At 64.9% G+C, this 20,315-nt stretch carries 17 protein-coding genes; 14 read left to right on the top strand and 3 right to left on the bottom strand.

What is annotated here, in order from left to right; genetic code table 11:
* The first annotated feature begins 9 nt into the window (after positions 1-9).
* The 14 genes from MSP7336_RS08965 to MSP7336_RS23760 all read left to right on the top strand — a co-directional run bounded on the left by MSP7336_RS08965 (position 10) and on the right by MSP7336_RS23760 (position 18,064).
* On the top strand, positions 10-3,591 hold the full coding sequence (locus tag MSP7336_RS08965; protein WP_113963538.1) for a VldE C-terminal domain-containing protein: 3,582 nt from the start codon (positions 10-12) through the stop codon (positions 3,589-3,591).
* Entirely contained in the window at positions 3,588-5,291 is a 1,704-nt protein-coding gene (locus tag MSP7336_RS08960; RefSeq protein ID WP_113963537.1) for a DUF7257 domain-containing protein, read from the top strand. Before MSP7336_RS08965 ends, MSP7336_RS08960 begins: the two co-directional genes overlap by 4 nt.
* Positions 5,288-6,988: a Gp37-like protein gene (locus MSP7336_RS08955; protein ID WP_113963536.1), complete on the top strand. Its 1,701-nt coding sequence runs from the start codon at positions 5,288-5,290 to the stop codon at positions 6,986-6,988. Before MSP7336_RS08960 ends, MSP7336_RS08955 begins: the two co-directional genes overlap by 4 nt.
* Before the next feature lie 7 nt (positions 6,989-6,995).
* Complete coding sequence (locus MSP7336_RS08950) at positions 6,996-7,841, top strand: hypothetical protein (RefSeq protein ID WP_113963535.1); 846 nt, start codon at positions 6,996-6,998, stop codon at positions 7,839-7,841.
* Positions 7,838-11,002 (top strand): glycine-rich domain-containing protein, encoded by a 3,165-nt coding sequence (locus MSP7336_RS08945; RefSeq protein ID WP_113963534.1) that lies wholly within the window; start codon positions 7,838-7,840, stop codon positions 11,000-11,002. Before MSP7336_RS08950 ends, MSP7336_RS08945 begins: the two co-directional genes overlap by 4 nt.
* Positions 10,999-13,554 carry a PE-PPE domain-containing protein gene (locus MSP7336_RS24485; protein ID WP_113963533.1) on the top strand — a complete coding sequence of 852 codons (2,556 nt, stop codon included), beginning with the start codon at positions 10,999-11,001 and terminating at the stop codon, positions 13,552-13,554. The genes MSP7336_RS08945 and MSP7336_RS24485 overlap by 4 nt, the downstream gene beginning before the upstream one ends.
* A 107-nt stretch (positions 13,555-13,661) precedes the next feature.
* Positions 13,662-14,009 carry a hypothetical protein gene (locus MSP7336_RS08935; protein WP_220178565.1) on the top strand — a complete coding sequence of 116 codons (348 nt, stop codon included), beginning with the start codon at positions 13,662-13,664 and terminating at the stop codon, positions 14,007-14,009.
* Between the two features lie 12 nt (positions 14,010-14,021).
* Positions 14,022-14,291 carry a hypothetical protein gene (locus MSP7336_RS08930; protein WP_113963532.1) on the top strand — a complete coding sequence of 90 codons (270 nt, stop codon included), beginning with the start codon at positions 14,022-14,024 and terminating at the stop codon, positions 14,289-14,291.
* 131 nt (positions 14,292-14,422) lie between these two features.
* The gene (locus MSP7336_RS08925; RefSeq protein WP_113963531.1) at positions 14,423-14,839 is read left to right on the top strand and encodes a C40 family peptidase; all 417 of its coding nucleotides are present in this window, start codon (positions 14,423-14,425) and stop codon (positions 14,837-14,839) included.
* Positions 14,840-14,861: 22 nt separating this feature from the next.
* Positions 14,862-16,205, top strand: coding sequence for a C39 family peptidase (locus MSP7336_RS08920; RefSeq protein ID WP_113963530.1), 1,344 nt, complete (start codon positions 14,862-14,864; stop codon positions 16,203-16,205).
* Positions 16,205-17,197, top strand: a complete 993-nt coding sequence (locus MSP7336_RS08915; RefSeq protein WP_113963529.1) for a peptidoglycan-binding domain-containing protein — start codon at positions 16,205-16,207, stop codon at positions 17,195-17,197. The genes MSP7336_RS08920 and MSP7336_RS08915 overlap by 1 nt, the downstream gene beginning before the upstream one ends.
* Before the next feature lie 45 nt (positions 17,198-17,242).
* Positions 17,243-17,515 (top strand): hypothetical protein, encoded by a 273-nt coding sequence (locus tag MSP7336_RS23770; protein WP_181786672.1) that lies wholly within the window; start codon positions 17,243-17,245, stop codon positions 17,513-17,515.
* The gene (locus tag MSP7336_RS23765; protein WP_181786670.1) at positions 17,512-17,901 is read left to right on the top strand and encodes a hypothetical protein; all 390 of its coding nucleotides are present in this window, start codon (positions 17,512-17,514) and stop codon (positions 17,899-17,901) included. Before MSP7336_RS23770 ends, MSP7336_RS23765 begins: the two co-directional genes overlap by 4 nt.
* 4 nt (positions 17,902-17,905) lie before the next feature.
* Entirely contained in the window at positions 17,906-18,064 is a 159-nt protein-coding gene (locus MSP7336_RS23760) for a hypothetical protein (RefSeq protein ID WP_181786668.1), read from the top strand.
* A gap of 4 nt (positions 18,065-18,068) precedes the next feature.
* Here MSP7336_RS23760 and MSP7336_RS24655 read toward each other — a convergent pair whose 3' ends face one another.
* From MSP7336_RS24655 to MSP7336_RS08900, 3 genes are read right to left on the bottom strand one after another with little or no spacing between them, the layout of a single operon-like run.
* Positions 18,069-18,227: a DUF732 domain-containing protein gene (locus tag MSP7336_RS24655; protein ID WP_425325738.1), complete on the bottom strand. Its 159-nt coding sequence runs from the start codon at positions 18,225-18,227 to the stop codon at positions 18,069-18,071.
* Entirely contained in the window at positions 18,208-19,218 is a 1,011-nt protein-coding gene (locus MSP7336_RS23750; protein ID WP_181786664.1) for an Rv2253/PknI dimerization domain-containing protein, read from the bottom strand. Before MSP7336_RS23750 ends, MSP7336_RS24655 begins: the two co-directional genes overlap by 20 nt.
* Before the next feature lie 23 nt (positions 19,219-19,241).
* Positions 19,242-20,081: a tyrosine-type recombinase/integrase gene (locus tag MSP7336_RS08900; protein ID WP_280524363.1), complete on the bottom strand. Its 840-nt coding sequence runs from the start codon at positions 20,079-20,081 to the stop codon at positions 19,242-19,244.
* Between the last annotated feature and the right edge of the window lie 234 nt (positions 20,082-20,315).

Raw genomic sequence — 20,315 nt, 5'->3', positions numbered from 1 at the left:
TGGTGAACCGTGGCAGTCCATCTTGACGTCGTAACACGGTTCGATGACCGTTCGGTTCGTTCCGCAGCATCCGACCTCCAGCGCGACCTTCGCCGGGAGGGCCAGGCCGCCGGTCAGGCTTGGGGAGATCAATTCGCCGGCGGCGTCGCGAAGTCGATGCCGAAATACGAACGCGCGATGGACAAGGCGGTCAACGCCGCCAGTCGCGTGGTCGTGGCAGAACGCAAGGTGACTGAGTCGCGTGAGCGCCACGAAGCATCGGCGAAGGCGGTCGCCGACGCCGAGAAGCGTTTAGCGAACGTCCGCAAGGACGCCTCGGCGACCTCCAAGCAGATCATCGACGCCGAGCGCGATCTGGACCGTGTTCGCGAACGCCATTCGCGAACCACCACCGCCCTGGTCTCGGCGGTTGAGAACCGAAACCGGACGCTGCGCTCTGAGCGCTCGGCGGTGCGCGACCTGACAAACGAGTACCACCGCCTCCTCAACGGTCTGCCGGACGCCTCCCAGGGAGGCCGCACAGCCATATCGAGCTTTTCCCAACTCGGCACCGCACTCGGGGCGGTGGGCAGGATCGGCACTCCGGTGGCAATCGTCGGCCTCGGCGCGGTGCTGGTCGATCTGGCCGGGGTGGCTGCGTCCGCGGCCCAATCGCTGTGGCTGATTCCGGCTGCGGGGGGAGCGGCCGCAGCAGCGTTCGGCACCCTGAAGCTGGCAACGAGCGGGTTCGCCGACGCGATCAAGGACATTCGCGACCCGAAGAAGTTCGCCGAAGACCTGCAATCGCTGTCACCGAACGCGCAGCAGGCCGCGCTGGCGATTCAGGCGATGATGCCGGCGTTCGACCAGCTGAAGAACGCTACGCAGGACTCGCTGTTCGCCGGTGTGCCCCAGCAGCTCAACCAGTTGACCAACACGTTCCTGCCCGCTGTGCAACAGTTGACGACCGGAATCGCCGGGGCGTTCAACCAGATGTTCACGGGCGTCGCCAACCAGCTGATGACACCCGAGACGCAAGCGGCGCTGCAGTCTTTCATAAGCAACGTCGTCACGGCGTTCCAGCAGTTGGCGCCGGCGGCCGCTCCGCTGACGAAGGCGCTAGCCGAGATCATGCAGGTCGGTTCAGGATTCCTGCCGGATCTGGCGCGGGCTGCGTCGGACGCCGCGCGTTCGTTCGGCGACTTCATCACTCGCGCACAGCAATCCGGCGATCTGCAACGCTGGCTCAGCGAAGGCCTGGACACACTCAAGCAGCTGGGCCAAGGCGCCTGGATGCTGCTGCAGGCGTTCATGCAGCTCGCGCCGGTCGGCCGAGACGTGTTGCCCGACATCGTCACGCTGCTGGGCGAAGTCAGAGACATCATGCCCGTCATCGCCTCGGCGGCTGGGGCAATGGGGCCGCAGTTCCGCATGTGGTCGGACATGATCGAAGCAGTCAAAACGCAGGTCGGTCTTCTGTCCAAGGCGATCGAAGGCGTCGGCAACGTCGCGGTCACGATCGCGAACGTCGTCAAGAATGCGCTCGATATCGGATTCCTGACGCCGCTGCGCATGGCGATCGACCTTTACAACAAGCTGCCGCTGCCCGACATCCCGAACATCCCCAAAATCCCTGACATCCCGCACTTTTCGTTGGGCACGCCAGATCAAGGGCCGCCGGTCGACATCGACCTGCCGTCAAGTCTTCCCGGTGGCTCTGGCCCGTGGGCGCCGTGGGCGCCTGGCGGCATGCCGAGTCTTCTTCCGTCGGCCGGGTTGCCGCTCGTCCCATCGGGCGGCTACCCGGTTCCGCCGCCGCCACCGGCTAGCGGTTCGTCTTCCGCGCCGCCACCGTATTTCGACCCGAAGTTGTGGCAAGTTCCTGGCGCCTCGTTCTCAGCGAACTCGCTCCCTGAGGGTCTGGCGAGCCCATATGGCCTGCAGCCCAACGCCGAACAGCTGAACCGCATCATCACCGCGATGTTCCCGCAGGTTCAGTCGATCGGCGGCTTCCGGCCCGACCCAGGCTTCCCCGGCGAGCACGGCGCCGGGCGCGCGCTGGACATCATGGTCGGCGGCAATAAAGCCCTCGGCGATGCCATCAACCAGTGGATTCTGGCCAACGCCGCAGCGCTCGGCGTCAATTACACGCTCTGGCAACAAGCTCAGCACAACCCCAATGGCCAAGTGATCCCGATGGCGGACCGCGGCTCGCCGACTGAGAACCACATGGATCACGTCCATGTCAATGTGCGCCCCGGACCGGCCACCGGAATCGTCCCTCCCGCGCCCGCGATGGCCGGATTCAGTTCCGGCGGCGGCTACTACCAGGTGGACCCGCAGCAGGTGTTTGACGCGCAGAGCCAGGTGTTGCGCGCCAAGCACAACCTCGAGCAAGACCGCCTGCGCCTGCGCGAACTCGAAGCGAAGGGCAACGCGTCGCAGCGCGAACTGCTGACCGCGAAGAACCAAGTCGCCGAGGATGAGCGCGCGCTGCAGTCGGCGCAAATGAAGCTCGCTGAGGCGCAACAAGGCACGCTCAAGAAGCAGACCTCCGCGGCCAACAGCTTCGCCAGCGGCATGGGGCAGATCGGTGCGCAGCTCGACCAGGACTTCGGGCTGAGCAAGGGGCTGCCGGGGCTAGCCGAAAACCTGACGAAGTTCCTGGCGAATCTCGCGTTCGCACCCGCGCTCGGCGCGTTGTCGGCGGTGTCGGCGGCCGCGGGCGGCCCGCAGCGCACAGGCAGTGGCCTGGTCGGCCTGATCGCCTCGAGCGCAGGCTTCGGCGGCGCCATGATTCCCACTCCGTCAGCGATGGGCCCGGCACCCCTGGGCGGCGGGATGGGCGCGCCGATGGGGCCGGTTGGGGCCGGTCTCGGTCTCGTGCCAACGCCCGGTCCGATAGGTGCTGTCATCCCACCCACACCCACGCGCGGCGGACCGGTCGGCGCCCCCGCGCCAACAGCCGCCGTCGGCGCGCCGGGCGTTGGTCCGGACGCGCTCAACCGGTTCATGGCTGGTGGTCCGCTCCCGCTGGGCGGCGGCGGCCAAGCGTTCGGCGCTGGGCTGCCCGGCGCGGCACCGGGATACGCAGGCGCGCAGGGTTCGTCGGTGATCGGCGGGCAGGCGCCCGGCGTCGGCGCGGGCGGCAGCGGCTTCAGCGGGTTGGATGGGCTGCCCATGTCAGCGGCGATGACCGCGGCAGGCAGCCTGAACATGCTCGCCCCCGGTGCGGGCATCGCAGCACAAATCGGCATCCAGGAAATCAACCGAGCAATCGGCTACGCCGGCCAAGCCGTCGGGATCGGCGTCTCAGGGCTGCTCGAGACATTCCTTCCGCACGACTCGCCACTGGCCGACACCTCGAACTCATGGTTCGGCCGGCTGGCGGCCGGATTCGCCGGGGCGCGTCCCGCGCTGCCGAACCGGATTTCCATGCCCGCGCCGAAACAGCCCCAGCCGCAAGGCGAGCAGGGCGGCAAGCGGGCTGGACCCGAGGCGCTGGTCAAGATCGACACCTTCAACGCCGGCAAACAGACCCCCGACGAGATCGGCAAGGAGCTCAACTGGCACGCCGCCCAAGCGAATCAATCCCCGGTGTTAGGACGATGAGCCCAACAGTTCACTACCCGTCCGGGCCTGTCACCCCACACGGCGCCTACCACATCCTCAAAGGCAACCACCCGATGGTGGAGCTGCGCGCCTACGACGATTCAGCCGTCTTCCACCTGATGGGCGGCCGCTCAATCCCCGATCGCACCATGCCCGAATCGGTGCAGATCAAGCGAGACGGACTCAAAGGGCTGATTCCGCCGTGGAAAACCATTGACCAGAAGACCGCCACCCAGGACGGAGTGACATTCGTCGACGCGCTCTACGACCCGATGGAAGTCGAGATGACCGTCATCGCCCGCGGCCGGTCACCGAAATACACCCGCAGAGTGGTTCGCGACCTCATCGCATCCCTGGATGCCAAGCAAAAATCCGAATTGTCGTGGTTCACGCAGGAATTGGGGCGCTGGTGGGCGCCAGTGCGATGGCTGAAAGCACCGCCGAACAAGTTCTACGGAGCCCAGCTGCGCGAACAGGAGCTGACGCTGGCGTTGCGGGCCGACGATGCGTTCTGGCGATCGTATCCCCACACCGACGCCTTCGCGTTCGCCTACGAAGACATGGTCGACAGCTTCGACTATGTCGCGCCCGACCTCGGCCCCAACTGGCCCCAGCGCTACAGCGGCGAAGGCGGCGGCTTTTTCCGCGCCGTCGGCGGCGAAGCGAAATGGTTTGACGATCCCGAGAATCCGATCCTTCCCGACGGGCGCGAGGTCGTCAACGGCCCGTACAAGGACTTCAGCACCGCCACCGACAACCAGGTCATCACCATCACGTTGGGATCGCTCCAAGAGCTCACACTGGGCGACACCGCCTACAACGACATCTGGGGCAGGATGGGCCGCAACCCCGATGGCACCTGGAACGGCGACGGTATCCGCGCCCGCATCGGAGGACTCGTCTACCAGCTGTCGCGGTTCAACAACTTCGTCGAGACCGTCATGGCGCAATGGATCAATCTGTGGCCGCCGATGTGGAACGACAAGTTCACGCTGATCTGCGGCGAGGAAGACAATCCGCGGCGGTTCACCATCCTGCGCAACGGATTCCCCGCGCTCCAACACCAGGAATCCGGTGAAGGTTCGGCCCTCGGCGCGAACTGGCGCGGCGTCGGATTCGGCGTCCGCGCAGGAGCATCGCTGATCACGCAGACCACGCCGGCGAACGTCACTGAGATCTCGGCTGGCGACAACTCAACGGTTTCGCAGTCCGGATTCGTCGAGCGGCTCAACGTCGGCGACCAGCCGATGTGGGACAACTTCACCTGCTTCGGGCCCGGCACGTTCTTCTTCGGCAACGGTCCCGGATCGACAGACATGGTGAAGTTTGGGCCGCTGCTGCCCAACCAGGTGATGCAGATCCGCACCGACCCGCGCAAGTACGGCGTTGTCGACCTGACGTCCGTGCCGCCGACGCCGCAGGAACTCAACTGGTTTCAACAGGCGCTCAAGGACTTCTTCAGCTTCGCGACCGGCAACAACGTGCCGCCGCTGTATCAGGCGATCGAGTCCCAGTGGGGCATCGCGCCGCCGCAGGGTAACCCGTACTCGCTGCTGGACGGCCGGTTCTCCAACCCCATACCACCGAAGCCGCCCGGTAGCCCGGCCAAGCCGTACAAGGTCAAGGTTGCCATCGACGACGGCAACGCGTCGTCGAAGATCGTCGTGACCGGCACACCGCTGCGGAGATATCCGCAGTGACCAGCACTGAGCTGGCCCGCTGGAACGCAGACGTCCAGTCGGGCGATCCGGCGCGCATCGGCCCAGCCGCCGAACGGCTCGCCGAAATCAAAGACGACGTCGAAACCGAGTGGGTCTTCACGCTTTACGACAACCTGTGGCGGGCACAGGGCGGCATCAGCGGAGACATCATGGAAGGGTCAGGCACCGACCCTCGCAACGATCTGCCGTCGGCGAAAATCACACAGACCGGGGAATCGCGCTTCATCGACGCACTGATGGAATGCCGCAAGACACTGGTCGGCATCACTCTGGAGACCGCCGGCCTGCGGTACGCCTACTATGTCGACACCCATGAATACAAGTACGAAAACACCGCCTGGACGTCGACGTCGAATTGCCTTGGCATCTGGGACATCCTGAACTACCTGATCATCTACCCGCTGTGGTTCCTGCCGCTGCAGATCCAGCCGATTTCGCACGCGGTCTTCATCGGCCCGCTGGTCACGGTGATCGAGAACATGATCGCCGAGTGCGCGCTGCGCGTGCAGTCGGGAATCATGGAGTTCCTGGACAACGCATTGTCGCTGAACCTGGACATGCGCACATGGTTCGGAACCCTGTTGCAGTCCAACGGCAACATCTTCGAAATGCTCAAGACGCCCGTCTATGTGGTGCGCACCAACCCATTCCTCGACACATCCCCGTTGGTGGCCAAGACGGTGCGAATGCAGTCGTGCGGCGAGGTTATCAAAGAGATCACGAAGCCGTACGGCGTCGACGTTCGGGTGGATCTTTGGCTGCCCGGCGATGCGCAGCCAGACCCGTGGGCCAACCTGGATCAGCCTACCTACGTTGTGACGGTCAAGGACCGCTCCCAAATCGAAGGCCCGACAAAGACGGTGCTCGACAGCGTGATCCGCACTGTCGTCGACCTCGAGGGCTCGCTGGTCGGCAAGGCGCTTGACCCGCTGCTCAACCCGCGCGGCGAGTATGTGCCGACGAACTTCACCGGCATGCACATCGCGCCGGCGCTCGGTGTCGATTTCGTGCCGCCGTGGACGATCATCATTGCGCCGGAGCCGGGCGACAAGAGTTCGCTGATCTCCTGTGAGATCGTCGACCACACGCCCAAGGGCTGGCAGCTGACCCTGGGCGGCAAGAGCCCAAAGTGGCTGAACGACCTCATCAACGCCACCATGTCGTGGCTGATCGACTCGGCCATGATCATCGTCGGATTCACCGGAGTGCCGTCGAACATCCTCGACGGGTTCCTGAACGACGCGTTCTTCGCTTTCCAGACAATCGAGCACTACACGCGCCGCAGCGAAGTCGGCCCCTACCATCCGGCGATCGAGACGATGACCGCGACCAACGCGTCGCCGTACAACATCGAGGCGTTGTTCTCGTTCATCGCAAAGCTTTGGGACACAAGAGGATACACCTCAGCCAAGGCGGTGTTCCGCAACGGCGAGCAATACAAGCTCGGCAAGGACATCTTCCGCGGCGCGCTGTTCTCAATCGTCTACATGGGCCGCAAGCGGCTCTTCACCGACTACATCGAAAACATCATGTGGCGCTTCACCCGCGACGAGCGCAACGTGCTCGTCCAGGTCGGCGACGGCAAAGCCGAGGAAGCGCCGATCGCCAAGCACCAGCGCTTCATCAGCGGGCTACAAGAGGCGTTCAACGTGTTGACGCTGGCCCCGAATTCTTAGGAGAGACATGGCTGTTGAACCGTGGCCCACCGTGACCATCGGCGGCCAAAACTATTGGCAGATCCCGATGCTCGTGGCCAAGGAATCCGAGCCGGATGCCCAGGTGTTGGTTCTGGTCGCAACCCCGCAGGGCGGTGTGGCGAACGTTGGTCCGCTAGTCAAGGGCGACCCGGGCCTGCCGCCGACGTTCGACGCCCCGACGCTGCATCCACTCGAGTGGAACGACCCCACACCCGATTCGATCAGCTTCACGCTAGTCACACCGGCCACCGACGACGCCGGGCCGGTCTACCACGCAGACGTCTATATGCATAAGGGGCAGCCCGGCCAGGACGGCACCAGCACGCTCGACGTGGACGCCTACGGCACGCCACTGGCCGGGCGCATCCTCGCGGTCAAAGCAGACCTCACCGGCTTCGAATACGTCCCGCAGAAGGTCGGCGGAATGCACTGGCCGGCAAGCCTCAACGCCGCCCCGGCCGGCACGACGGCAGGCTTCACACTGGGCACTATCACGGTGCAGGCGAACACCTACCCGTTCGACTGGCGTCCCGACATCGAAGCAATGACCATCGTCGCCGGGTCGGGACCGGACGTGCGGGTCGACTTGGTCGCGCGGCTCAACGCCGACAACGGGCCGGTGATCGGCCGCTGCTACGGCATTGCGGGCGCGCAGGACAGGCTGATCCTGGTGTCCGGACCCGACGCCGGCGCAGCTGACGGAACCAACCGGATCGCGGCCGGTGCCGCGGCGACGATCTTCCTGCGCACCGAGAAGCAGGCGGGCGCTGACACCTACAGCACCAGCGTGGCCACGACCCGATTCAGCATGAAAGCCATCGCAGTGCCGTGACCCAAGAACTACCCGACCCGGAAGACGCGCCGGACTGGGCGACGCAGGTTCCCAACCTGCCGTCGATCCATCAGCCGCCGGCCCAGACCGGTGGGTCTCTGACGCCGCCGCTCACGCAGCAGCAGCTGCAGGCCACGATGCAGTTCTTCATGACTGCGTTCGTCGGCCAGATCGCGATCGCGTTCGGCGGCATTGAGATCGCGGGCTGGAAGCCGCTGGACTTCATCGCCGAGTGGGGGCATGACCTGATTGAGCAGGCGTCGGCCGCCTTTCAGGGTCAGCAGCAGGCGAACCAGAAGGCCGATTTACTCGGTGGGCTGTTCGGGGGCATCGACTTCACCAGCCCGCCGCCGACCGAGGATCCTTGGCAGTGGGTCGTCGACAACATCCTGAAGCCACTCGAAGCGTGGCTGACGCCGCAGTCTCCGCTCAACGCGGCGAACCTGTGGGGCCTGCTTCCACCGGGTGTGTCGTTGCAGGTGCCCTCGACGTCGATTTCAGACACCGAGCAGAACCCGTTGTGGAACCCAGACTTCCGCGGCGCGATCTCGTTCGCACCTGGCGACGGCTGGTCGTGGGATTCGACGGTCTACTACGTCGACCCCGATGCAGACGACGCTCCTACGCCCGGCTCGGCGAAGGCGATCGCGGACGGCACATTACGCGCGCTGAAGTCGAACCCCATCCCGATCTCGAAAGGCCAGACCCTCGGTCTCAGCATTCCGGTTCTGACTTCGGGCTTGGTGTGCACCGGCACGCCGATCCGCGTGGATCTGATTCTGTTCAAAGCGGATTCGCAAGGCACTCTTACCAAGGTCGGCACCGTCCCTGTTCCCGGCATGGCGATGGGTGCCGCTACCGGCGATGGGTCTGACTGGGTCGGCGCCCCCACGGGCGCGAAAGCCGATGTGTTGCAGGGTAGTTATGAGATGCCCGATGACAGTACGGCCAACAGGGCTGTCGTTCGGCTGGTGGTCGACAAAGAGGCGACCGCCGGCACCGTTTGGTGGGATCATGCGGTACCGACGATCTCGGGCGGCCTGATTGCGGCACTGAAGTCGGGCTTTGCTGCGCTACAGCAGGATTCGGTCGAGGCGCAGCAGGCGTGGCAGGAGTTCCTTCAGTCCGGCTGGGAAGCGCTCAATGGCCTGATAACCGGCACCAAGACCTTCGCGCAGGCTCTCGCGGACGGCCAGGCGGCCTGGAATACGTTCGCGGAGAAGATCGCCGGCATCCAAGCCGACGGCACGGTCACGTTCCAGAAGATCCTGAACGCGCTCATCCCGGGCCTTTTCCCGGCGGGCAGCGACAGCCCAACCGGGCTAACCGATTTGGTCTCGAGCTTCCAGGAGCGGGTCAACGCGTGGTCGACGTTCGCGCAAGCCTGCTGGACGATCTTCACCGGATTGATCAACGGAACTCTGCCGTGGACCACCGCGGCCGCGGATTTCCAGTCGGCGTGGAACACCTTCATCAATAAAGTCGCCGGCATCGAGGCGACCGGCACCGTCACGGTGCAGAAGATCCTCAACAGCGTCTTCCCTGGACTGTTTCCCGACGAGTCGTCGGGCCCGACCGGGCTGACGAGTCTGCAGTCCGGCTTGAACGACTTGCAGGAGGCCCAACAGGCGGGCGCGCAGGCGTTCCAGACATTGGCCGATTCGTGGCGCACCACCCTCACTGACGCGACCCTGAGTTGGGCCACGAAGCTGTCGCAGCTCGAGTCGGCGTGGTCGACGTATCAGCAGCAGGCCCAGAATGTTGCGTCCGAACAGATTGTCACTCTGGCGCAGATCTTCTCGGGGCTGCTCGGCATCAACATCGAAAACGGCCTGACGTATCCGAGCCAGATCGACGGCCTGTCGGATTCGTGGACCCAGCTCGGCGCGGCGTTGTCGGGAGATATTGAGAATGCCGGGCAGTGGGCGTGGCTGGCGCAGATCATCAGCGTCGGCCAGAGTTCGTGGTTCTCGATTTCCAGCGACGCGCACTCGATGTCGGTCGCCAACACCAACACGCTGAACTTTCAGAACAACAAGCCGTTGGTGTATGGGTTGGATGACACGACCGAGTCGAATATCCCGTTCCCGACTGGCCTTGGTGCCACATCCATGCAGCTTTCTGCTGGGGAGGGGGGGATCGTCACATTCGTTCGCTGCCAGCAAGAATCTGTGAAGAACACGGTCGCTTTCGTTGCAGGTAAGAGCGGATCGTTGTCACAGCTGGTCGTCGGACTCTACCGGGTGGATTTCGACAATCAGGAATTGATCCGTATCACAAGCGAGGACGTTGGTTCGCAGCTGACCACAACGCCGAAGTGGTTGTTTGTGGATGCGGACGCGACCAGCGTACAACCCGGTGACGTGTTGGCGGTGATGTTCACGGTGTCAGGGACATCGGGCAGCGGGGCGACTTTTGCGGGGCAGTCGAATTTAACGAACGCGACACCTGTGCATCCGAACGCCAAACTACCGGCCCTAGCCGCTAGCAGCTCATCTTCGGGATCGACGGTTCCGTTTTCTGATCTGACGTTCCAAAACGTTCTCATTCCGTATGTGGGTTTGGAGACGTCTTCCCCGCCGCCGCCGTCGTTCCCCGATCGCACTGAAGTGTTCACCATCATCGGAACGGTCACCAAAAACTACACCGACGACTGGGTTACTAAAGTCGATTTGATCGGAGTCGGCGGTGGCGGCGGCGGCCAAGGCGAGACCGGCGCCGTGGTAGGCCGCGGTGGCTCGCCAGGAGAATGGAACGCAGTCACCCTCGTCCGCGGCGGCACAGGCCAATTCAGCTTCCCCGAAAGCGGCCTAGAACTCACCATCACTGTCGGTGACGGGGGCGCCGGCGGCCCCTATTTCTCCGACGGCTCAGACGGCCAGCCGACCAAATTCCAGTGGAAAGACGCCAGCGGCGTCACACGAACCCTCAGCTGCGCCGGCGGCAACGGCGGCGGCCTCGGCAACGGAGACAACCTCACCACATTCGGACAGTCGCCCGGCAACTTCAGCTATAACGACGTAACTTATCGGGGCGGCGCGGCGATGCTGGTGCCCGGCCCCGGCAATCCGCCCGGCGGCAGCGGGCCCGGCGGTCAACCGTTCCAGTTCGGCTGGGCCGGTGCACGCGGCCAGGCCTGGGTGGTGGAACGGCAGTCGTGAGCCGAACCGTCATCCTGCTCAACCCCATGGGAGCCGACGTCACCCCGTTCGTCAACGGCTCCCTTCCGGGCGCCCAGCTGCTCAAGGGAACGATCCTTCAGCCGGGAGACACCCTATACACGCTGCCCTACGTCAACACCGTCGGTAAGCAGAACATCGTCAACGGCGCGGACCTTCTGGACGACAAGGTCCACGACGTCATCGACAACACCAGCGACGACGTGCAGTTGCTGGGCTACTCCGAAGGCAACCAGGTCATCAATAACTGGATGCGCCGCTACGGCATCTCTGAGCCGGTCCCGGCGAACCGGCTGAAGATATTGCAACTCGCCGACAGTGCCCGCAAGTACGGCGGATTCATCTACGGGCACAGCGTTTTCGATCTGCTGGCAGACACCGAAGGCCTGCCCGACACTGTGCCGTACGAGACGACTTCCTTTGCGCGCCAATACGACGGCTGGTCTGACTTCCCGACGGCACCTTCGATCCAGGCCGCGATCGACAGCCTCAGTGACATCGTCGGCGACAACAACGCGATAGCCAACGCGATGCGGTTCATCGCCGCCGAGTTTGTCGTCGCATCGGAGTGGCCGGCGATCGAGAACGCCGTGGTCGGCATGTCGGCCATCCACACCATGTACCTGTACGTGACCGTGGACGACCCGACGAACGTCTGGTACACCGACCCCGTCTCAGGCGTGAAGTACGTGTGGTCGCCGACCTACCCGGTGCCGATGCTCGGTTTGGCGGCGTTCCCGCAGGCGGATCAGCAGCTGCGCACGCAGATTGAACGGGCGTATGCGCGGCCAGTGCAGATCCCGATGCCCGACTACAGCCAGTTGGGTTGGGACATCGACCCTTCCCCGGTCGCGAGCCCGCCACCACCTGTAACCGGCTGGTGGGTTGAAAAGCACGCCACGTTCACCCTGGAAGCCACGGCCAGCCTGGGAATGAGATCCAAACTCATCACAGGGCTGACCTTGGAGCTCACCGCCGGCCTGGAAATGGCCGGCACCGGCAGATCGAAGGCGTCGTTCGAACTCGCGGCCACCGCGAGCCTTGGCATGGTGGCCGAGGGCACGTCAAAGGCATCGTTCGGCCTCGAGGTGTCTACGTCGCTGGGCATGTCCGGCGCGGCGCGGTATCGGCGCACCTTCGCTTTGGAACTGTCGGCGTCGCTGGAATTCTCTGCCGCCGAGCACTACTCACGCACCTTTGAGCTTTCCGCGACTCCGCAGCTCGGCATGTCAGGACAGGGCAGGTCGAAAGGCGAGTTTGAACTGTCGGCGACACCGGAGCTTTCGATGAGCGGTGTCGAGCATTACAGCCGCTCGTTCATGCTCGAGCTGACCGCACAGCTAGGCATGGGCACGCCTGCCGCCATCCCTGCTTCGTTTGAACTGGCGCTGACTCCGCAGCTTTCGACGGCTGCACGCGAGCACTATGTCCGCAGCTTCAGCCTCGAGCTGACGCCGTCGTTGGAATTCGCGGCGGTGGAACGCTACTCGCGCACGTTTGAACTGTCGGTGACGCCTGAACTGGCGATGTCGGCCGCGGGCACATCGGTGGCCGGGTTCGAGCTCGCCGTCACGCCCGAGCTGTCGATGTCCGGCAGTGGCAGGTCGGTGGCCTCGTTCACCCTGGCCGCCACACCATCGATGGGAATGACGGCGGAAGGCCGCGGCGGGGTGTCGACGGCGAGCTTCGACATGAGCCTCACCGCGTCGCTGAGCATGGCCGGCGTCGGCCACGACGGCATCATATTCCAGCCCTTCAACGTCGAAGACGAAGACAAGGCAGACGAACCCGTGCCTGCCGGGTCTTCCGGGGTGTGGGTGACCATGATTGGCGGGGGCGGGGGCGGCGGCTTCGCGGACTCAGGGATCTTCGGCGACCGGCGCGGCGGCGGTGGTGGCGGCGGCGCCGCCGCGGTACTCCGGTCGTTCATCCCGCGGTCCGCGCTCGGCGACACCTACACGCTCACGCGCGGTCTCGGCGGCGGACCGCACACTGGCGGCGGAGCATCGATCTTCTCATCTGGCGGCAAAACAATCACCGCCGGCGGCGGAGGGCCCGGCGGCAACGCCACCTCATCGCTTACCGGAGCCTTCGGCGCCGGCGGCGTCGCAACAGTCAGCGGCTTCACCGACATTCAAACCGCGAACGGCACACGCGGCGGCAACGGCGGCGGCCCCAGCCAAGCCGGTGAAGCAGCCCCAGACAACCACACCGGGGGCGCCCCGGGTGGTGGTGGCGGCGGCGAGCGTAACTCTTTGGGCGGCTCGTTCGCAGGCGGCGACGGCGGCACCGGCCATACCGGCGGCGGGTTTGGAGGCGTCGCGAACGGCGGTGACGGTGGCCCAGGCGGCGACGGCGGCGCTGGTCATAGCGGCGGCGGCGGCGGCGGTGGCGGCGGTAGCGGTGCCGCGCAGGGAGGCGACGGCGGCGATGGCGGTGACTGCGGCGCCGGCGGCGGCGGCACCGGCGGCGGGAACACCACCGGCACACCAGGATCGGGCGGCGACGGCTACACCCTCCTGGAATGGGTTTGACCGTACGCCCCCATCCGCAATAGCTAACTAAACCCTTTGCGGGACAGCCATACTCGGCTGCCCTCTGAACCACACCCTGTAAACCCCTAAATGAAAGGAACACCATCATGGCCGCAGTACCAACCGCGGTGAAGAACGCACTTGCCGTCAAGTGGGCCACCGACTACCCGTACGTCGGCGTCTTCACCGCAGCCAGCACCACCGGCGACAACGAGGCCAGCGGCGGCGGCTACACCCGCAAGCAAGCCTTCTCCAGCCCCACCGCCACTAGCGGGGTATGCACCGGCGCAGAGGTGAATATCCCTGTGCCGGAAGGCGATTACCCCGAGGGTGGCCTGTTCAGCGCGTCCAGCGGCGGCGACTACGGCGGCTCAGAGCCGTTCGACGGCGGCACCGTCCACGTCTCCGGGACAGGCGCGAGCATCGACGTCACCCCGAAGACGAAGATCAACTAGGAGCAGCGAAACGTGTTCAGCGTCAAGACGAAAGGACGAATCATCGGCCTCAACCCCGACCTGATGAAGCTGCTGTCCAGCGACGACGGCACAGAGCTCGTCACCGCCACACGGGTCGATGGCATCTGGACAATCCAGGCCGAGGGTCAAGAGGACGTCACGGCGCAGGTGCGCAGCGGACCCGACGGCGCAATCCGCGCCATGCTGCGCCACGCGGCAGCCGTAACCGGGGAACCGAACTATACCGCCCAGTCCGAGCCGGGCCTGGACCAGCTGCCGTGACATGACCAGATGCGCCGCCGCCTTCGCGGCCGGGATGCTAATCGGCCCGATCATCGGGTGCGCGCTGTTCCTCCTGGCCATCGAATTATGCGATGGCAGAACAGAAATCGCGTGGTGAAAGGAGTGCCACGATGCCGATCCGGCGATTCGCCGCCGCGATACTCGCGGCGGTCTGCACCATCATGGCGTCGCCGCCGGCGGCCGCCAACCCCGGCGCGGTCGACGCTGCGCGCAGCGCAATCGGCAAGCCATACCGGTGGGGCGCGACCGGGCCGGACGCTTTCGACTGCTCGGGTCTGGTCGTGTGGTCGTACGCGCAGATCGGCGTGGCGGTTCCGCGGACCAGCCAGCAGCAGGCCGCGGCGGGCCAGCCGGTCGCACGCGACGAGCTCGAGCCGGGCGACGTCGTGACGTTCTACCCCACGGCATCCCACTCCGCGATCTACAGCGGCGGCGGCATGGTCATCCACGCATCAACATACGGCCGCCCTGTCGCCGAGGTGCCGCTGCCGGCGGCGGGCCCGTGGCACAACGCACGCCGCTACTGACGAACGAAGGAAGACCGCCAAGGTGACTGAACACGTCTTGCCCTACGACCACAGCATCGTTCCGCAGGAGACGTTCTACGACTGCGGCCCCGCCGCCACCCAGGTCGTGCTGAACTCGCGCGGCATCCACGTCAGCGAAGCCGATCTCATCCGGCAGATCGGCACCACGGTCAACGGCACCGACTACGTCGGCCTCATCGAACTCGCGCTGGACCAGCGCCTGCCCGACGCCCGCTACACCAGCATCTACATCGAAAACGACCCGCCCACACAGGCGCAGAAGGACAAGCTGTGGGCCGATCTGACGCGGTCCATCGACGCGGGCTACGGCGTGGTCATGAATTGGGTTGCGCCGCCGAGCAACTACCCGCGAGGCGTCAAAGGCTCGGTGAGCCCGAGCTACGGCGGCGGCACCGTCTACCACTACGTCGCGGCGATGGGCTACGACGACGGCGGCGCACGCGCGGTCTGGATCGCCGACAGCGGATTCGCGCCGTTCGGCTACTGGATCAGCTTCGACCAGTGCGCCAGCCTGATCCCGCCAAAGGGCTACGCCTACGCCGACGTCGTAGTCCCGGCACCGCCACCACCCCCGCCGCCACCGATCGACAACCGAATCCCGGTTCTGGCGGCCGCAGCCGGAATCACGCACGCAAAGGCGGCGTCGATCGTCGACACCATGTCGCAGGGTCTGATTCTGGCGAACTGCACCAACGTCAACCGGATCGCGATGTTCATCGCCCAGACCCGCCATGAGTCCGATCAGTTCCGCGCCACCCAGGAATACGACAGCGGCGCGAATCACGGCGACCCCAACGAGGTCACCGACCGCTGGCGGTACAAGGGCCGCACCTGGATTCAGATCACCTGGCAGTCCAACTACGCCAAGTTCGGCGCGTGGGCATACGAGCGGGGACTGATCGACGACCCCGACCAGTTCGTCAAAGACCCGCGCAGCCTCGCCGATGTGCGCTGGGCGGGCATCGGCGCAGCCTGGTACTGGATCACCCCGCACCTCGGCCACAACCTGATCAACGACGACGCCGACCGCGCCGACGTGCGCGCGGTCACCTACACGATCAACGGCGGCTACAACGGCCTCGACAAACGCATCGAGTACTTCAATCAAGCGCTCGCACAAGGCGATGCGCTGCTGTCACTGCTCAACGAAGGAGATGACTTCATGCAAGCACTCAACCCCGACGAACAACACGAACTGCTGGACAAGGTTCGCTACATCTACGACCAGGTCGGCCCCGGCTTCGACGTCTGGGGCGAGGACGGCGACCTCGGCCGCAACAAGCAGGGCTTGCGCCGCACGCTGCGCGCCGGGCTGGCCGCTCTCATGCGCAAAGTCGGTGCCTGATGCCGCTGCCATACAAACTCGGCGACCATGGGCCCGAGATCACCTCATGGCAACAGTGGTTCGACCGCATGTATCACAGCTACGCGCCGCCGATCGACGGCTACTACGGCAACGACGAGGTGGCCGCGGTCAGCGAAATGCAACGCCGCCTGCATCTTCCGGTCACCGGCGTGTTCGACGCGAACACCGCGCACCTGGCCGGCTACTACGAACCGGCGCCGCAGCTGCCGATCTTCTTCACCGTCGAAGGGCACCTGTCGAATATGTTCGCCGGCCCGGTCGCCGACACCGCGGCCAAGCTCGAGGCCGAAGGGCTGTGCCACCACCAGCCGATCGGCTACAACAACGCCGCGGTCCCGTTCGACAACGCCAGCGGCCAGAACGAGCTGGCCCGCCTGTTCGGGCAGCCCGCCATGGACAACAAGGTGCCGTTTCCGCTCGGGACCAAATACATTCTCGGCGGCTTCAGCCAGGGCATGATCGTCGTCACCGACTTCATCGTCAACTGCCTACAGCCCGGCCAGATCCACGAACCCCGCGCCAAAGACTGCCTGGGTGTACTCGCCTACGGAAACCCCTGCAGATCCCGGGGATCTGCCGCGCCGTGGTCGGTCGCGCAGGCCGGGCCACCGGAGAACGCCGGCATGGACCCGAAGGTGCGGTTCGACCTGCTCGGCATCCATCTGCCCTACCCGGTGATGGACGTCTACCGGCGCGGCGACATCTTCTCCGACAACGAACCCACCCAGGAGGGCGCGGTCAAATCCGCTGTCTACGAAGCCGCCGCACGCGGCGACTTCTTCAGCAACCCCTACTCGATCTGCGCGCAGATCGCCAACCTGTTCGCCACACCGTTCCAAGAGGTGTGGGCGATCTTCGAGGCGATCGTCAGCGGCGTCGAATTCCTCGCAGCCCAGCCCAACCCGCACTACGCGCCGTTCGACATCGACGGCGGCATCGACTGGGCGCGCGGACTGTTGACCGCCGCCTGAGCCACCCCGACCAAAGCGAGTTCCACTGACCTGAAAGGGATAACGATGTCTGTCTCCAGCGTGCTATCCGCAGTGAAGGCATGGGCGATTCGGACGTGGGAAGACCGGGCCAAAGTACGCCGCAACCTCATCGTGGCCATCGCTCATATCACAGCGGTCATCGCCGCCTTTCAGTTCGCGTTCCCGAACCTGCCCGAGCAGGGCACCATCGCGCTGGCCACCGCGACGCGATTTCTGACCAGCTTCAGCGTGTTTCTCGCGTCGGCCGCGGTGGGCAAGATCGTCGGGGGTGTGCAAGCGCGGAAATCCGGCCAGTGAGCGAGCATCCGACAACGATGATCGAACTTGCCGGCCTGCTCATCACCAATATCTTTGCCGTCGTGGCAATCTGGTTGCATCAGCACTTCCAGGTCGGCAAGGTCGACAAGAAGGTAGACCAAGTCTGCGAGCACACCGGCGAGATCCGCCAGCAGGTGCACAACACGCACCCGATGCAACCCAACCTGCGCGATGACATCGACTACCTCAAGCGGGTCGTCACCAATGTCGCCGACGTCCAAGTCGACCACGGCCGCGACATCCGCGGGCTACGCCAGGACTTGGGCGGCTTGCGCGGCGAGCTGCGCGACGAGCGCGAAACGCGCCGGCGCGAAGTCGAGCTGCTGAGCCGCAAGGTCGACGAATACCGGGAGCGCAGCGGGTGATGTCATGCCCGCCGCGACTGGGCGCAAGCCGCTGACCGAGCAGATCACGATGGCGTTGGCGCAGTTGCGTGCTGCGCGGGCGCAGGGTGAGATTGAGCGTGAATTCACTTGGCAGTCAATGCTGGACCGGCTACTCGACCGCTACGCCCAAGGCTTCAGATAAGCTGCTATTGGCCGCGCCGCGGACAATAGGCCGCCGCCGCGTGGCTGACGAAATCCATGCTTTGCTGCTGTGACCAGCTGGTTGCCTGCTGGATAAGGCGAGCATTGTCTTGCAATGTGGGATTGTCCGGGCCTGCAAGGAATTCACACACCGAGTGCGCCATCTCGATTCGCGCCGGCGTCGCCACTAGCGGGCATGGGAATGCCCTTTGAACGCATGGCGTCGAGGAATTGGGCGTCCGCACCGACATGCCTCGGCGTCGGCGCGGCATGCGGTGTCGGCGCGGCGGGGGCTGGCGCAGGAGCGGCGGCAGTCGGTGGCGGTGCCGCATCCCCCAGCACGCTGGGCGGCACATCGCCGACCCGCGTCGCCGTGATCGGAGTTGTCAGCGTGTTGCCTTTCGTTCCACATTCATCTGTGACGATGGAGGTAACCGAATCGCCATGGAATGTGCCGTTCGGCTGCGGTTTAAGGCTCCATGTCAGCGATGTCCAATAGGCCCCGCCGGTTTTGGAGCCGTCAACACGTGCGCACGGATACTGCGCATTCACAGGCGTAATGACCTGCCATACACCATTGGTAAAGCGCATCGCCACCGTGGCGCGCGGCATAACCACTTGCTGATGGTCCTTGTCGTCAAGCGTGGTCACTGTGGCGATGCAGCCCTCATCGGCGCATGTCGACGTGAACGCCCACCAGTAGACGCGGGACTGGTCAGCGTCCTCCCAGCGCACACCGCCCTCAACATTGGTGCTGCTGAATGTCGAGTGCTCCCAGTCCTGATCGATCCGGTACGTGCCGTTCAGTAGCGGCTTGGGCGGCGGTGGAGGCGTCTGTGCGGCAGCCGGTTTAGGTGCGGGCGTATGATCGCCGCGCAGACTCAGGAACGCCACCGCTCCGGCAACCACCGCGACGACCACACTGGCGACCACAGCCAGCGCCGTGATTCGGCCGGGCGTCATGCGACGCCGGTGTAGCCCGATGCTCTCCTGGTCGCTAGCGGTCGGATCTTCCAACTCGTAAGCCAGCGGCGGCCGGGTGATCTCACCGGTCTCAGCGATGACAGTCAGTGCGTCGTCGGGGTCATCAGTGACGGCGGCATCTCCCGCGACCGTTGCTGGCTCGTCGTCGTCCGTATGGCCTTGGGCTGTCATGACGGAAGTATAAATCCGCGCAGTCAGGCCGCTCCACGGAACGGGTCCAGGCGACCGATCGCTTCGTCTCGCCGTTCGTCGGACACCTTCGTGTAAATCTGCGTCGTCGCCAACGAACGATGACGCAACAACTCCTGCACCGTTCGGAGGTCCGCACCGTCGTCGAGCAACGTGGTGCCGTACCAGTGCCTCAAGCTGTGCGGGGTGCCCCGCACACCGGCCCGCCGCATGGCGTTACCGATGATGTCGCTGACAGACTTCGCATGCACCGGATGTCCGAGCCGGCGTCGGTTAGCCGGGAACCACCACCCTTTGGCAGGCATCGTCACCGCGGCATCGACCAGCAATGTGTGCATCGGAAGCCACGCATGGCGATTGCCCTTACCTTCCACATGGAGCGCCGGCCGACAAACGTCGACATCTTCGCCACGCACCTTCGCGATTTCGTGAACGCGCAACCCAGCCAGCGCGGCCAACAGGATCATCACGCGGGTGCGATGGTGCATGGGAGTGACAAGCAGCCGCACTAGGCCATCGTCGGACACTGGTCGCGGTGCGCGATCGGGGTACCGCGGTGATCCGATTTTGACCATCGGGTTGTCAGGGCGGTGGTCCATGATCGTCAGCCAGCTGAACCAGGCACGCAGATAGCTGTGGTAGGTGGCCGCGGTTGCCTGTGACCAATCGGTGTGGCGGCCAAGCCAGCGAATGATGTCGGGCGCCTGGGCGCGGGCGGGTGCGCATCCCGTCTCCTCGGCGAACATCGCGATCACTCGCAGGCGCTCGACGATGGTGCGTTCGGACTTTCGGGCGGCATGCTGCCACAGCTGCCATTCCTGCAACAAGGGATACTTGCTCAACATGCGTGCAAGTGAATCTTTCGCGTTAGTCTTTTCGCTACCGCTTTGGATCACAGTTAAGTCACAGGAACCTTTCAGTTTTTGTTTGCAGGGCGTCGCCGTGCTCATGCGGCGTGGTTTTCCGAATGATGTTGCAGGACATTCGGTCTGATAATCCGCAGGTCCCAGGTTCGAGTCCTGGTGGGGGCACCGCAAATAGCCGCAAATAGCCCCATGACCTCGGTTGAGTAGCGCCGT

This window comes from Mycobacterium shimoidei (genome assembly GCF_900417275.1).
GTDB lineage: Bacteria > Actinomycetota > Actinomycetes > Mycobacteriales > Mycobacteriaceae > Mycobacterium > Mycobacterium shimoidei.
Note: the sequence above shows the minus strand (reverse complement) of the source record. Positions and strands in the feature narration are given on the sequence as shown.